The following is a 14,180-nucleotide window of genomic DNA, read 5'->3' as shown; positions in this document are numbered from 1 at the left end:
CCCCTCAGGCCACCAGACCAGGAGACCCACCGTGTTCACCACCCTCGCCGCCAGGGCCGCCGCCCTGCCCGTCGCCGTCGTCACCGGGCTCTGCGGAGGCGGCGGGCAGCAGCCCGCCGTCCGGATCGATCACCGGGCCCCGGTGATCACCCGCGACGACATCGTCATCCACGCGCCGCTGGAACGGATCTGGCGGATCCAGACGGACATCGGGGCCTGGCCGACCTGGCAGCCCGACGTCACCCGCACCGAGTGGCTGACTCCCGGCCCGCTGCGCACCGGCTCGGTGTTCCGCTGGTCGGTGCACGGCCTGAGCGACATCACCTCCACCGTCCGGGAGGTGCGCCCGCCGCACCGGATCGTCTGGGGCGGCCCGGCCCAGGGGATCACCGCCGTGCACGTCTGGACCTTCACCCCGGTCCGGGACGGCGTGCGCGTCCACACCGAGGAGTCCTGGGCCGGGGCACCGGTGGAGGCCGCCCGGCCGGAACTCCAGGCGGCGCTGGACGCCTCGCTGGACGCCTGGCTGCACCACCTCAAGGCCCGGGCCGAGGGGTGACGGGCCACCGGGGCCGGCGCCCCGGTGGCCCTCCGCGGCGCCACCGGTCAGGCCCCGCCCGGCTCCGACCGCCCCGGCGTCCGCCCGGCCGGGCGGACCAGCGCCACCGCGAGGACGGCCACGGCGGCGAGCGCGAGCAGGACCGTCCGCCCGCCGGACGCCGCGCCCGCCAGATGGACACCGAGGACGGGCAGCGCGGTGCCGAGCGCCGTCCCCAGGCTGCGGGCCATGTTGACCATGCCGCCGCCGACCGCCGAGCACTGCGGCGGGATCGCCCGCATCACCAGCGCGTTGTTGGCCGGCAGCAGCAGCCCCAGCCCGTACCCGGCGACCAGCAGCGGGCCCGCCGGCGTCGCCGCCCCCACCGGCAGCAGCGCGAGCAGCAGCAGCCCGGCGCCCGCGACGGCGGCGCCCAACCGGCAGCGGTCGACGTCCGACCAGCCCCGCGGCAGCAGCGCGCCGCCGACGGTCGCGGCGAGCGCGAAGGCGGCCGGGAGCAGGGTGATCACCAGACCGGCCCGGACCACCGGGACGCCCGCCCCGGCGAGCAGCACCGGGCCGAGCACCAGCGGGCAGAACAGCAGCAGATAGCCGATCAGCGCGACGGCCAGCCCGGGCCGCACGCCCGGGGTGTTGACCAGCCCCGGCGCCAGGATCGGCCGGGCGGCCCGCCGCTCCTGGCGGACCAGGCCGAGGGTGAGCAGCGCCGAGGCGAGCAGCAGGGCCGCCGCGGCCCACCCGGGCAGGGGCAGGCCGGACGCGGTGGAGAGGGCGAGCAGCAGCGCGGTGCTGGCTCCGGTGAGCAGCAGCAGCCCGGACAGGTCGAACCGGCCGCCCCCGGTAACGCCCCCGCCCCCACCCCCGTCGCCGTCGGCGACACCGGGGACCCACGCCCGGGCGCGGGTGCGGGGCAGCAGGAACCAGCCCGCCAGGATGCCGAACATTCCGATCGGCACATTGATCCAGAACACCCAGCGCCAGGAGGCGTGTTCGACCAGCAGCCCGCCGAGGCTGGGCCCGAGCGCCAGGCCGAGGCCCTGGGCGGCCGCCTGGATGCCCAGCGCCCGGCGCATCGCGTGGCCGGGGACGCCGCGAGCCACCAGGGCGACGCTGTTGGCCTGCATCATCGCGCCGCCGACCGCCTGCACGGCCCGGCAGGCCACCAGGATCCAGAGGCCGCCGGCGAACCCCGTGCCGAGCGAGGCCAGGGCGAAGACGGCGAAGCCGCCGAGGTACATCGTCTTGCGCCCGACCAGGTCGGAGAGCCGGCCGACCGGGGCCAGCAGGGCCACCAGCACCAGCAGATAGGCCAGCGCGACCCATTCCACCGCGGCGAAGCCGGCCCGGAAGTGCCCGCCGAGCGCGGGCAGCACCAGGGCGGTGATGCCGGCGGTGAGCTGGCCGAGGAACGCCCCGAGGCAGACGGTGCCGACGGCCAGCCAGTGGGCGTGCCGCCACCCGGCGATGCCGCGCGGCCGGGGGCGCTCGGCGAGCAGCCTGGTGGCGAGGGCGGTGGCGTTCATACGGCGAAATATATCGGACGCAGATATGTTCCTTCTACGAGCTGTTCGGTCGCCGATGGGCGTCGGCCCGGTGTCGAGACGGTACGCGACCGGAGGCCGCAGCCTCCGGCGGGCGGTCGGGGGCGGGCGGCCGGGGGTGGCCGGTCGGCGGGCGGCCGGGGGTGGCCGGTCGGCGGGCGGCCGGTCGGCGGGCGGCCGGGGGTGGGCGGCCGGCGGGCGGCCGGGGGTGGCCGGTCGGCGGGCAGCCGGAGGTGGGCGATCGACCCCTTCTCGGCAGGTGATCGGGCCGACGGCGCGGCCGCCACCAGGCGCTACGCTGTCCGCCATGCCGTCGTCACCCCCCGTTCCCGACCCCGCCGCCGCGCCTGCCGACACCCAGGCCGCCCGCGGGGTCCCGGCGGAGCTCCCCGCTCCGGCGATCGAACGCGCCCGGCGGCTGACCGACGTGGTCACCCGGCTGCGCCGCGCCCTGCGCAGCAGCATCCGCACCGAGTACCCGTGGGAGTCCCTGCCGATGGCGCAGGTCGAACTCCTCCAGACGCTCGCCGCCGCGCCGCTGCGGGTCGGCGAACTCGCCGCCCGCCAGCGGCTGGCCCCGAACACCGTCAGCGGCCTGGTCGGCAAGCTGCTGGAGGCCGGCTTCGTCGACCGCCAGGCCGATCCCGGCGACCGCCGCACCGCCCGGATCGCGCTCACCCCGGCGGGTCTGCGCCAGCTGGACGACTGGCGGCACGCCCACGAGCGCCGCATCGCCACCGCCCTCGCCACCCTGACCGCGGCCGACCGCGAGGCCGTCATGCAGGCGCTCCCCGCCCTCGACCGGCTCGCCCGCGCGCTGGCCGACCCGGGTGCGCCCGAGCAGCGGACCGGGCCCGAATAGTCGGGTGACGAGCGGGCCCGGCGGCGGCTACCGTCCGTGGATGGAGAGCCCTCGGGCGGCCGCCGCACGGATACGGATCGAGCCCTGGACGGACGCCGATCCGGCGCTGCTCCGCCAGGTCAACACCCCGGAGATGAAGCGGCACCTTGGCGGCCCGGAGACGGAGCGGCAACTCCTCCACCGGCACCGCCGCTACCTCGGCTTCGTCCCCTCCGGCGTCGGCTGCATGTACCGCATCGTGCTGCTCCCCGGCGGCGAGCCGGTCGGCACCGTCGGCTACGGCACCCGGACGTGGCAGGGCGCGACCGTCCACGAGATGGGCTGGAACGTCCTGCCCGCCCACCAGGGCCGGGGCATCGCGGTGGCCGCCACCAGGGCCGCCGTCGCCGCGGCCCGCCGCGAGGCCCGCCGCCCCCATCTGCACGCCTTCCCCGGCGTGGCCGACCCCGCCTCGAACGCCGTCTGCCGCAAGGCCGGCTTCACCCTCCTCGGCGAGACCGCCTTCGAGTTCCCGCCCGGGCGCCCCATGCGCAGCAACGACTGGCGGGTGGACCTCCGCGCGGACCCCGCCTAGCCCCGCCCGCCGGGGAGTTGACGGGTGCGGTAACGGCCGGGGGTCTCGCCGACGAGAGCGGCGAAAGCCTCGATGAAGGTCGTCGGATTGGCCCAGCCGCAGGCGAGAGCGGTCTCGGTGACGGACTTCCCCGCGGCGAGCCGGGTGAGCGCGTGGTGGACGCGGAGCTGAGTGCGCCACTGGTGGAAACTCATCCGCAGCTCCTGCCCGAAGAGCCGGCTGAGCGTGCGCTCACTCGCCCCGACCCGCGCCCCGAGCTCGGCGAGCGTCTGCTGGTTGGCCGGGTCGGCGTAGAGGATGCCGGTCAGCGCCCGGAGCCGGTCGTCGGCCGGCTCGGGCAGGTGCAGCGGCTGCTCGGGCGCCAGGGCGAGCTCGTCGACGACGACGGCGTGCAGCCGGTCGACCGCCTCCGGCGCCCGCCCGCCGGCGGCAGCCCCCTCGGCCGTGAGGGCGAGCAGGGCTTCGCGGGCGAGCCCGGAGACGCTGAGCACGGCCGGGCGCGCGGGCAGCCGGGCGGCGAGCGCGTCGACCAGGAACAGAATCCGCATGTCCGCGTTGCCGTGCGCGGTGTGGTGGTGCTCGAAGGCCGCGGGAGTCCACGCCACCCGGGTCGGCGGGGCGATCCACGTGCCCCCGACGGTGGTCACGGACAGCACGCCGGTGGCCGGATAGACCAGGTGACCGCGGTCGTGGGCATGGACGGGCAGCCGCTGCCCGTGCGCCAGGGCGATGCGGCCGCGTTCCGCGGGATCGAGATGGCGGGTTTCCCTCATAACTTGGCATCCTATCGGTGGCCCGCCACCCCGGCCCCGCCCGAGAGTGGACGGCATGACCAGCCCAGTGACCCATCAGGCCCCGGCGGCCCATCAGGCCCCAGCGACCCATCAGGCCCCAGCAGCCCATCAGGCCCCAGCGACCCATCAGGCCCCAGCGGCCCATCCGTCGGCGTCCCGGCAGCCGTCCCTCCCCGGACCGGCCGGAGCACGCGCCGTACAAGCCGCTCTCGCGTTCAGCCTGGCCGCGCTGAACCTGCGCATCGCCGTCGCGTCCCTGTCCCCCGTCCTCGCGGAGGTCGAGCACGACGAACACCTCTCGTCGTTCGGCGCCGGAGCCCTCTCGACGGTGCCGGTCGTCTGCTTCGGGGCGTTCGCGTTCCTCGCGCCCCGGCTCACCCGCCGCTTCGGCCCCCACCACCTGCTCTGGTACGCGCTGCTCGCGCTGGCCGGCGGCATCGTGCTGCGCTCCGTCCCGGGAGTGCCCGCCCTGTTCGGCGGGACCCTGATCGCCGGGGTGGCGATCGCGGTCGGCAACGTCCTCATGCCGCAGCTCATCAAGCACGACTTCGCCGGCCGCGCCGGGCTGATGCTCGGCTGCTACTCCCTGGCCCTGTCCGGCGGAGCCGCGCTCGCCGCGGGCCTGGTCGTCCCGCTGGCGTCGGCCACCGGCTGGGGCTGGCGGCCGGTGCTCGCGCTGTGGGCGGTCCCCGCCCTCCTGGCCGCTCTCGCCTGGCTTCCCGAACTGCTCGTGCCGGACCGGCGTTCCGCGAGCCGCCGGCGACCGGAGCCGGTGCAGCGGGGAGGAGCCGGTACCGCCGCACCCGGGTCGCTGTGGCGCGACCGGACCGCCTGGGCGGTGACCCTGTACATGGGTCTGCAGTCCCTCGGCTACTACGCGATCCTCTCCTGGCTGCCGACGCTCCTGCGGGACCACGGCATGAGCGACAGCGAGGCCGGCTGGATGCTCTCCTTCTCCAGCTTCCCCGGGATGGCCGCGTCCTTCGCGGCCCCCTGGCTGCAGCACCGTCTGCGCCCGGCCTTCGTCCCGCCCCTGGCGGCGTCCCTGCTGTGCGCCACCGGCTTCGTCGGCCTGCTCACGTCCCCCGTGTCGGGCGCCTACCTCTGGATGACCGCGCTCGGGCTGGGCCAGGGCCTCGCCGTCGGTCTCGCCCTCGGCTACATCGTCGCCCGCTCGCCCGACGCGCACCACACCGGCCGGCTCTCGACCATGGCCCAGGGGATCGGCTACCTCATCGCCTGCCTCGGCCCGCTCGGTCTCGGCCTGCTGCACTCCGCGAGCGGGGGATGGTCGCTGCGGGTCGCCGTGCTGCTCGCCGTGCTCGTCGCCCAGACCGTCGCGGCCTTCGGCGCGAGCCGTGACCGCCACGTCCTGGCGTCCTCCTGACGGGCCGGAGCGGCCCTCCTGACGGACCGGGCCCGGCGGGGACCACGCCGGGCGCGGTCCCCGCCGGGCTCAGAACAGCGTGCCGCCCTCCAGCTCCAGCAGCCAGCGCTTGCGGTCCACCCCGGCGGCGAAGCCGGTGAGGGAGCCGCTGGCCCCGATCACGCGGTGGCAGGGCCGGACGATCAGCAGCGGGTTGGCCCCCACGGCGCCGCCCACCGCGCGGACCGCGTTCGGCGAGGCACCGGCCAGCTCGGCGAGCCGGCCGTAGGTGACCGTCTCGCCGTACGGGATGTCGTCCAGCGCCGCCCAGACGCTGCGGCGGAAGTCGGTCCCGACCGGGGCCAGCGGGAGGTCGAAGGCGGTGCGCTCACCGGCGAAGTAGGCGGTGAGCTGGGCGACCGGCTCGACCAGCGCGTCCGGGTCGTGGACCCAGTGGTCGGCGGGCTCGGCGAGCGCGTACTTCTGGCCGGGGGCGGTGACGGTGGCCAGCGCGGCCGGTCCGCCGTCCGTCGGCAGGACGCCGCTGAGCAGCAGCCGGCCGAACGGGCTCTCCATGAAGGTGAAGACGGTGGTGCTCATGCTCGGGTGTTCTCCGTTCCAGTGCTGAGGTCACTCGCGGCGCCCGCCCAGAGCCGGTGGACGGCGTAGGAGCGCCAGGGGGCCCAGGCCTCGGCGGCGCGGTCGGCGGATCTCGGGTCGCCGGGGGCGCCGAGCCGGACGAGGCCGTGGCGCACGCCGACGTCGCTCGGCAGGAAGACGTCCGGGTCGGCGAGGGCCCGCATCCGCAGGTAGCCGACGGTCCAGGGGCCGATGCCGGGGAGGGCGAGCAGCTGCGCCGCCGCCTCCTCCCGGTCGACGCCGCCGTCCAGCCGGACGACGCCCTCGGCCAGCGCCGCGCAGAGACCGGTGAGCGCCCGGCGGCGGGCGGCCGGCATCGCGAAGTCCTCGGGGTCGGCCACCGCCAGGGCGGCCGCGGTCGGGAAGAGCAGCCGCAGCCCGCCGTTCGGCTCCGGCAGGACGGCGCCGTACTTCTCGGCGAGCCGCCCGGCCAGGGTGCGGGCCGCGCCGACGGTGATCTGCTGGCCGAGGACGGCGCGGACCGCCAGCTCGTGCGGGTCGACGTGACCGGGCGAGCGCAGCCCGGGGCGGGCGCGGACCAGCGCGCCGAGCACCGGGTCGGTGCCGAGCCGGCCGTCCACCGCGTCCGGGTCGGCGTCCAGGTCGAACAGGATCCGCAGCCGCTGGACGGCGGTCGGCAGGTCCCGCAGGTCGGTCAGGAAGAGGCGGCAGTCCAGCCAGCCGCGGGTCCGGGGTTCGTCGGCCGCCAGCCCGTCCACCTCGGCGATGCCGTGGCCGTACGGAAGCGTGAGGGTGCGGCGGTAGGTGCGCAGGCCCGGGCGCGGGCCGGGGACCACCTCCTCCACCCCGGGCACGGCGCGCAGGGCCAGGAAGCCGATCAGGTGGTCGCTGTCCAGCGCGCCCCGGTAGGCCAGCCGTAGGGTGAGCCCGCCGGCCGGGGTCGCGGTGCGCCGCCCCGCCGCGACCTCGGCGCGCAGCCCGCTGGGGGTGCGGTCGTAGACCTCGCGGACGGTGTCGTTGAACTGCCGGACGGAGGCGAACCCGGCCGCGAAGGCGATCTCGGTGACCGGCAGCTCGGTGGTCTGCAGCAGCAGCCGGGCGGTCTGGGCGCGCCGGGCGCGGGCCAGCGCGATCGGCCCGGCGCCGAGTTCGGCGGTGAGCTGGCGCTGGAGCTGGCGGGAGCTGTAGCCGAGGCGGTGGGCCAGACCGGCGACGCCCTCCCGGTCCACGATGCCGTCGCCGATCAGCCGCATCGCCCGGCCGACCAGGTCGGCGCGGTGGTTCCACTCGGGCGAGCCGGGCACCGCGTCGGGGCGGCAGCGCCGGCAGGCGCGGAAGCCCGCGCCCTGGGCGGCGGCGGCGCTGGGGTAGAAGGTGCAGTTGACGCGCTTGGGGGTCACGGCGGGGCAGCTCGGCCGGCAGTAGATGCCGGTCGAGGTGACGGCCGTGAAGAAGACGCCGTCGAAGCGGGAGTCCCTGCTGTCCACGGCTCGGTACCGGATGTCGTCGTCAATCACGCTGTCCAGTCTGCGGCACTCGGCGGGGTGGGACTGGCGGGAATCGGACATGGGCGTGCGGGTCCGCCGGAGCGGCTTTCCGGCCGCTCGCCCGCGCCGGGAAAACCACGAGCCGGGCGGCCGGGCCCGCGGCTACCCTGGCCGGGCCGGGCACCCGATCCGCCCGACCGACTGACCCTTTTCTCCCCGCGACAAGGAGCCTCCCGTGACCGAGCAGCCGTACACCGGCCCGGACGACCCCCGGGTCACCGCGTTGCGGGTGGAGCAGTTCGCCTTCCCCGGGCCGCTGCGCGACCGGCTGGTCGCGGCCGTCGTCAGCGGCGCCAAGACCAGCACCACCAGCCTGCTCGCCGAGTACGAGCACGAGCGCGAACCGCTGCCGAGGGTGGGCGTCCGCTCGGCGGTGATCGACTCGGACGGCCGGGCGGTGGCGGTGACCGAGACCACGGACGTCCGGGTCGTCCCGCTCGCGGAGGTCGACCTGCGGCACGCCGTGGACGAGGGCGAGGGCTTCACCACGGTGGCCGCGTGGCGTGCGGGCCACGAGGACTACTGGCACAGCGAGGAGCTGCGGGCGGCGCTGGGCGATCCCGGCTTCACCGTCGACGACTCCACTCCCGTGGTGCTGGAGCGGTTCCGCGTGGTGGCCGACCTCCTGCGCTGACGGAGCTCCGACCGGCCGTCGACGCCGGCCGCTCGGGGCCGCCTCGCCCCGCACACCGCCCGCCGCCCGCTACGCCGCCGGGCCGCCGTCGCCCGTCAGCCGCCGCACGGCCCGGTCGAGCCTGTCCCGCCGGGCCCGCGGGGTGAGCGCCTGGAGCAGCGGGAGCACGAGCCGGTAGCGCGCCGTCCGGTCGAGCGCCTCGAACGCCCGCCGGGCCCGCGGGTCCGCCTCCAGCGCCGCCGCCAGCTCCGGCGGCACCGTCGCGGCCCGCTGCGAGGCGTAGGCCGCCGCCCACCGGCCGTCCGCCTGGGCGCGGCGCACCTCGGCGAGCCCGGGCTCGCGCATCCGGCCCTCGGCCGTCAGGACCGCCACCCGGTCGACGTTCACCTGCGACCAGAGGCTCCTGGGCCGGCGCGGTACGTACTTCTGCAGGTAGTACCGCTCGTCGAGCGCGCGGCGCTGCCCGGAGATCCAGCCGTAGCAGAGCCCGATGTCGACCAGTTCGTCGTCGGTGACCGACGCGATGCCGGACTTCCGCCTGGCCATCCTGATCCACACGCCTTCGTGGCGCGGGTGGTTGGCGGCCAGCCAGTCCTCGAAGGCCCGGGCGTCCGCGAAGGCGAGGACCTCCACCCCGTCGATCTCGTCCACGCGGTCGAGCGTAGCGGCGCGCGCCCGGCGGGGCGACGGGCCGCCGTAGCGCGCCCGCCGTCCCGCCGGTCCGCCGTCACCGCTTGACGACGCCCCGGGCGCGCACCGACTTGGTGATGGTCTTCCACTTCTTCAGCCGGGCCGAGGCCAGCCGGGCGTCCGAACGGGAGGCGATCCACTCGCTCTCGCGCTGGAGCTTGAGGTAGCTGTCCATCCGCCGCTGCGGGAGCGTGCCGTCCTCCAGCGCGGCCCGCACCGCGCAACCGGGCTCGGTGTGGTGGCCGCAGTCGTGGAAGCGGCAGCCCTCGGCCAGCTCCTCGATGTCGGAGAAGGCCATCGCCACGCCCTCGCCGCCGTAGAGGCCGACCTCGCGCAGGCCGGGCGTGTCGATCAGCACGCCGCCGCCGGGCAGCGGGATCAGCTCACGGGTGGTCGTGGTGTGACGGCCCTTCTGGTCGACCGCGCGGGCCTGCTGAACGGTCATCACCTCGGCACCGGCCAGCACGTTGGTGAGCGTGGACTTGCCGACGCCGGACTGGCCGATCACGGCGGTGGTGCCGGGCGTGCAGGCGCGCAGCACGTCCACCCCCTCGCCGGTCTCGGCGCTGACCACCAGCACCGTGACGCCGGGGGCGATGGCCTCGACGTCGGCCCGGATGAAGTCGGCGTCGTCCACCAGGTCGGCCTTGGTGAGGACGACCACCGGATCGGCGCCGGACTCCCAGGCCAGGGCCAGGAAGCGCTCGATCCGGCCCAGGTCGGGCTCGGCGGCGAGCGAGGCGGCGATCAGGACGGTGTCGACGTTGGCCGCCAGCACCTGGCCGTCCGAACGCTTGCCGGCCACCTTGCGGATGATCGCGGTGGAGCGCGGCAGCAGCGCCGCGACGGCCGGCATCGGCTGGGCCGCGAGGTCCACGGCCGCCCAGTCGCCGGTGCAGGGGCAGTTGATCATGTCGACGTCGCCGACCGACCGGGTGTCGGCCCGGACGGTGCGCGGCTCGCCGGTCGACGGGTCGGCCAGGACGACGTCGCACTGGCCGCGGTCCACCCGGACGATCCGGGCGGGTGTCAGCCCGGCCTCGGCGAGCGGGGCGAAGAGCTCCGCGGACTCGGCCGTCCAGCCGTAGTCGGTCAGCGGGACATCGCAGGAGTCGGAATCGGAGGAGAGGAGGGACGAAACGGAGGCAGCGTTGAACAACGCAGTGGGCCCTTCGGGAGGAGAGTGATCCCGCCGGGCTACGGCTGCGCGCGCGAAGGCGGCGTCAGCCGGCGGCCGGGAGGGAGAGGTGGTGGGTGCGAGCGCTGCCCAGGGCAGCCGTGACGGCAAAGACGGTCACAAGGCTCACCTCGTCTCTTCTCCGTGGACCGGTACAGCGGTCCCCTCAAACCGAACTGGTCACACCGTAGCGGCCGTCTCCGGAGCTGCCAACCGGTTTTTCACCTGCGCCGATCCGGTCGCCGACGATCCGGTCGCCGCCGGCCGGCGCCGCGCCGAGCGCCCGGCGCCGCGGCGCGTCAGCGCTGGTCCCACGGCGGCCGCGGCGGGTGGCTGGGCAGCGTGCGCTCGGGCGGCGGCGCGGTCGGCCGGTCGCTGTCCGGCGGCGGCGGGGTCGGCCGGTGGTGCGGACCGCTCCGGCTGGTGAGCCGGGCCCGGACGTTGTCGGCGGCGAGCACGTCGGCCCAGCGCTCGGGGTACTCGGAGGGCACGTCGACGTCCTCCCCCTCCTCGGCGTGCTCCTCCTCGGCCCCCTCGGCGAGGCCGAGCTCGCGCGCCCGCCGGGCGCGCTCGGCGGCGCGCCGGGCGGCCACCTCGCGGACCACGGCGGCGGCGGCCTCCTCCTGCGCGCGCTCGTTCTCGGCGCGGGCGTCGGCGGTCTCCAGGGTCGGCCAGCGGCGGTCTATGGCGGCGTTCATCGCGGCGCCGATCAGCACCGCGAGCGCGACCACGAAGATCCAGAGCAGCACGGCCACCGGCGCGGCCAGCGAGCCGTACACCGAGGGGCCCTCGACCGAGCTGACCAGGTACAGCCGCAGTCCGACGCTGCAGAAGACCAGCACCACCAGCGCGACCAGCGCGCCCGGGATGTCCTCCCGCCAGGGCGTCGAGACGGGTACGGCCAGGTGGTACAGGGTGGTCAGGAAGACGATCAGCAACAGGATCGCGACCGGCCAGTAGAGCGCGTTGACCACGGTCGCGAGGTCCTGGACGGTGTTCTGCACCAGCCCGGGCCCGACCAGCAGCAGCGGCAGGACCAGGGAGCCGATCACCAGGGCGCCGAGGTAGAGGCCGAGCGACATCAGCCGGGTCTTGACGATGCCGCGCTTCCCGTCGAGCCCGTACATCACGGTGATGGTGTCGATGAAGATGTACAGCGCCCGGGACCCGGACCAGAGCGAGAGCAGGAAGCCGATCGAGACCAGGTCCGGGCGGGTGTGCTTGAAGACCTCGTCCAGCAGCGGGATCACCACGTCCTGGATGGACGAGTCCGAGAGGACCGTCCCGGAGGCCTTGAGGATGTCCTGCTTCAGCTTGTCGATCGTGCCCGCGCCGAGGAGGTCGTCCAGGTAGCCGAGGGTGCCGGCCAGGCAGAGCAGCAGCGGCGGGATGGACAGCAGGGTGAAGAACGCCGCCTCCGCCGCGAGCCCGGTGACCCGGTACTCGACGCAGGTGTTGGTGGTGTCCCTGACCAGCGCCCAGGCCGTCGTGCGCCAGGTGGCCTTGGCCGCCCGTCGGGAGCCCTTGCCCCGACGACGGGAGGGCCGCTCCGGGTTCGGTCTCGTCGTTTCGCCTGCTGCTTGCACAGGGCTAACGGTATCGGGCCGGGGCAGGTCCGCTGATCTCCCGTGTCGCGGGCCGTTCGACGGGGGTCCGATCCGGGGAGCGGGGGGAACGCCCCAGCATCTCGGTATGCGAAACCTTTGCGTCCATCATTCGGACGTTAGTGGACCTCGCGTCGTGCTCCGTGCGAATCTCTTGCCATGCCTAGCGCCGGAACCACCCTAGTAGGTCGACTCCACGTCGATCTCCTTCGCGTGTCCAGCGCCATCTGTCCGGTGATCTGAGCCCCACCCCGCCGCCACCCACCGCACCCGGCGCCACCACCCCGCCATCCCCGCCGACGCGGATGCGCAGGCGCCCGCCCGGCCACGGTCACTGCTCTCCCGGCCTTGAGAAACCCGCAGGTCACAGCAGCAGCGCCCGGCCGAGCACGCCCAGCGACCGATCCGGCGTCAGAGCCACCTGCCCCGAAGGACTTCACCATGGCCACCACCCCCGAGACCGCCGAGCCGACGGCCGATCGCGCCGAGGCACGCCGCCCCGCCGCGCCTCGCAAGGTGACCCGCCACCGCGGTGAGGGCCAGTGGGGCATGGGCCACTTCACTCCTCTGAACGCCAACGAGCAGTTCAAGAAGGATGACGACGGTCTCAATGTGCGGACACGTATTGAGACGATCTACTCGCAGCGCGGCTTCGACTCGATCGACCCCGCCGACCTGCGCGGCCGGATGCGCTGGTGGGGCCTCTACACCCAGCGCAAGGAAGGCATCGACGGCGGCAAGACCGCGATCCTGGACCCGCACGAGCTGGACGCCGAGTACTTCATGCTCCGCGTCCGCATCGACGGCGGCCGGCTGACCGTCGCCCAGCTCAAGGCGATCGCCGAGGTCTCCGAGCTCTACGGCCGGAACACCGCCGACCTGACCGACCGGCAGAACGTCCAGTACCACTGGATCCGGATCGAGGACGTCCCCGCGATCTGGCAGAAGTTGGAGGCCGTCGGCCTGTCCACCACCGAGGCCTGCGGCGACACCCCGCGCGTCATCCTCGGCTCCCCGGTGGCCGGCATCGCCGAGGACGAGATCATCGACGGCACCTCCGCCATCGAGGAGATCCAGCGCCGCTTCATCGGCAACAAGGACTTCTCCAACCTGCCGCGCAAGTTCAAGTCCGCCGTCTCCGGCTCCCCGCTGCTGGACGTCGCGCACGAGATCAACGACATCGCCTTCGTCGGCGTCGAGCACCCCGAGCACGGCCCCGGCTTCGACCTCTGGGTCGGCGGCGGCCTCTCCACCAACCCCAAGCTCGGCGTCCGCCTGGGCGCCTGGGTCCCGCTCGACGAGGTCGCGGACGTCTACGGCGGCGTCATCGGCATCTTCCGCGACTACGGCTACCGCCGGCTGCGCAACCGCGCCCGGCTGAAGTTCCTGGTCGCCGACTGGGGCGTGGAGAAGTTCCGCCAGGTCCTGGAGGACGAGTACCTCAAGTACCAGCTGGTGGACGGCCCCGCGCCGAAGGAGCCCGCCGGCCGCTGGCGCGACCACGTCGGCGTGCACCGGCAGAAGGACGGCAACTACTACGTCGGCTTCGCGCCGCGGGTCGGCCGGGTCGACGGCGCCCTGCTCGGGCGGATCGCCGACCTCGCCGCCGCCCACGGCAGCGACCGGCTGCGCACCACCGCCGAGCAGAAGATGCTCGTCCTCGACATCGCCGAGGACCGGGTCGAGTCGCTGGTGGCCGGCCTGGAGGCGCTGGACCTGCGGGTCACCCCCTCGCCCTTCCGCCGCGGCACCATGGCCTGCACCGGCATCGAGTACTGCAAGCTCGCCATCGTCGAGACCAAGGAGCGCGGCCGCACGCTCATCGACGAGCTGGAGAAGCGCCTGCCGGACTTCGAGGAGCCGCTGACCATCAACATCAACGGCTGCCCGAACGCCTGCGCCCGCATCCAGGTCGCCGACATCGGCCTCAAGGGCCAGCTGGTGACCGACACCGACGGCCGGCAGGTCGAGGGCTACCAGGTGCACCTGGGCGGCGCGCTCGGCCTGGAGGCCGGCTTCGGCCGCAAGGTCCGCGGCCTCAAGGTCACCAAGGACGGCCTGCCGGACTACGTCGAGCGGGTGCTGACGCGCTACCAGGCCGACCGCGCCGAGGGCGAGCGCTTCGCCCAGTGGGCCGCCCGCGCCAGCGAGGAGCAGCTGTCATGAGTGAGCGCAGCGAGCGAATCATGGGGCAGGGGCGTGTCTCGCGAAGCGGACGCCGAGCGCAGCGAG

At 75.0% G+C, this 14,180-nt stretch carries 14 protein-coding genes; 7 read left to right on the top strand and 7 right to left on the bottom strand.

The genetic code is table 11. The features are described 5' to 3' along the window. Window positions 1–31 precede the first annotated feature (31 nt). Window positions 32–559 carry an SRPBCC family protein gene (locus ABT263_RS12225; protein WP_352290334.1) on the top strand — a complete coding sequence of 176 codons (528 nt, stop codon included), beginning with the start codon at window positions 32–34 and terminating at the stop codon, window positions 557–559. A gap of 47 nt (window positions 560–606) precedes the next feature. Here the strand turns inward: ABT263_RS12225 and ABT263_RS12220 are convergent, their stop codons facing one another. Continuing rightward, complete coding sequence (locus ABT263_RS12220; RefSeq protein WP_352290332.1) at window positions 607–2,082, bottom strand: MFS transporter; 1,476 nt, start codon at window positions 2,080–2,082, stop codon at window positions 607–609. 325 nt (window positions 2,083–2,407) lie between these two features. On the opposite strand from ABT263_RS12220, the gene ABT263_RS12215 reads away from it, so the two are divergent. Together ABT263_RS12215 and ABT263_RS12210 are read left to right on the top strand one after the other, a co-directional pair. Then, complete coding sequence (locus ABT263_RS12215) at window positions 2,408–2,962, top strand: MarR family winged helix-turn-helix transcriptional regulator (protein WP_352290330.1); 555 nt, start codon at window positions 2,408–2,410, stop codon at window positions 2,960–2,962. Between the two features lie 40 nt (window positions 2,963–3,002). Beyond that, window positions 3,003–3,536 carry a GNAT family N-acetyltransferase gene (locus ABT263_RS12210; RefSeq protein ID WP_352290328.1) on the top strand — a complete coding sequence of 178 codons (534 nt, stop codon included), beginning with the start codon at window positions 3,003–3,005 and terminating at the stop codon, window positions 3,534–3,536. Here the strand turns inward: ABT263_RS12210 and ABT263_RS12205 are convergent. Then, window positions 3,533–4,309: an AraC family transcriptional regulator gene (locus ABT263_RS12205; protein WP_352290326.1), complete on the bottom strand. Its 777-nt coding sequence runs from the start codon at window positions 4,307–4,309 to the stop codon at window positions 3,533–3,535. The two genes, ABT263_RS12210 and ABT263_RS12205, sit on opposite strands and share 4 nt — an antisense overlap. A 55-nt stretch (window positions 4,310–4,364) precedes the next feature. Here ABT263_RS12205 and ABT263_RS12200 point away from each other — a divergent pair, with 55 nt between their 5' ends. Beyond that, window positions 4,365–5,717, top strand: coding sequence for an MFS transporter (locus ABT263_RS12200; RefSeq protein ID WP_352290324.1), 1,353 nt, complete (start codon window positions 4,365–4,367; stop codon window positions 5,715–5,717). Window positions 5,718–5,786: 69 nt separating this feature from the next. Here ABT263_RS12200 and ABT263_RS12195 read toward each other — a convergent pair whose 3' ends face one another. Together ABT263_RS12195 and ABT263_RS12190 are read right to left on the bottom strand one after the other, a co-directional pair. After that, complete coding sequence (locus tag ABT263_RS12195) at window positions 5,787–6,296, bottom strand: methylated-DNA--[protein]-cysteine S-methyltransferase (RefSeq protein WP_352290322.1); 510 nt, start codon at window positions 6,294–6,296, stop codon at window positions 5,787–5,789. After that, a complete protein-coding gene (locus ABT263_RS12190) occupies window positions 6,293–7,813 on the bottom strand; it encodes a DNA-3-methyladenine glycosylase 2 family protein (RefSeq protein WP_502885789.1) in 1,521 nt (506 codons plus the stop codon). Before ABT263_RS12190 ends, ABT263_RS12195 begins: the two co-directional genes overlap by 4 nt. A 253-nt stretch (window positions 7,814–8,066) precedes the next feature. Between ABT263_RS12190 and ABT263_RS12185 the strand changes: the two genes are divergently transcribed. Beyond that, on the top strand, window positions 8,067–8,477 hold the full coding sequence (locus ABT263_RS12185; protein WP_352290398.1) for an ASCH domain-containing protein: 411 nt from the start codon (window positions 8,067–8,069) through the stop codon (window positions 8,475–8,477). A gap of 69 nt (window positions 8,478–8,546) precedes the next feature. Here the strand turns inward: ABT263_RS12185 and ABT263_RS12180 are convergent, their stop codons facing one another. The 3 genes from ABT263_RS12180 to ABT263_RS12170 all read right to left on the bottom strand — a co-directional run bounded on the left by ABT263_RS12180 (window position 8,547) and on the right by ABT263_RS12170 (window position 11,930). Beyond that, entirely contained in the window at window positions 8,547–9,128 is a 582-nt protein-coding gene (locus ABT263_RS12180; RefSeq protein WP_352290319.1) for a YdeI/OmpD-associated family protein, read from the bottom strand. 76 nt (window positions 9,129–9,204) lie between these two features. Next, on the bottom strand, window positions 9,205–10,326 hold the full coding sequence (rsgA, locus tag ABT263_RS12175) for a ribosome small subunit-dependent GTPase A (protein ID WP_502885788.1): 1,122 nt from the start codon (window positions 10,324–10,326) through the stop codon (window positions 9,205–9,207). Between the two features lie 317 nt (window positions 10,327–10,643). Next, entirely contained in the window at window positions 10,644–11,930 is a 1,287-nt protein-coding gene (locus ABT263_RS12170) for a YihY/virulence factor BrkB family protein (RefSeq protein ID WP_352290317.1), read from the bottom strand. A 177-nt stretch (window positions 11,931–12,107) separates the two neighbouring features. Here ABT263_RS12170 and ABT263_RS12165 point away from each other — a divergent pair, with 177 nt between their 5' ends. Together ABT263_RS12165 and ABT263_RS12160 are read left to right on the top strand one after the other, a co-directional pair. Continuing rightward, a complete protein-coding gene (locus tag ABT263_RS12165; RefSeq protein WP_329492070.1) occupies window positions 12,108–12,191 on the top strand; it encodes a putative leader peptide in 84 nt (27 codons plus the stop codon). A 198-nt stretch (window positions 12,192–12,389) separates the two neighbouring features. Continuing rightward, a complete protein-coding gene (locus ABT263_RS12160; RefSeq protein WP_352290315.1) occupies window positions 12,390–14,114 on the top strand; it encodes a nitrite/sulfite reductase in 1,725 nt (574 codons plus the stop codon). Window positions 14,115–14,180: the final 66 nt, after the last annotated feature.

This window comes from Kitasatospora sp. NPDC001603, assembly GCF_040298365.1.
Lineage (GTDB): Bacteria > Actinomycetota > Actinomycetes > Streptomycetales > Streptomycetaceae > Kitasatospora.
The sequence above is the reverse complement of the archived record's forward strand: the minus strand, read 5'-3'. Positions and strand labels throughout refer to the sequence as shown.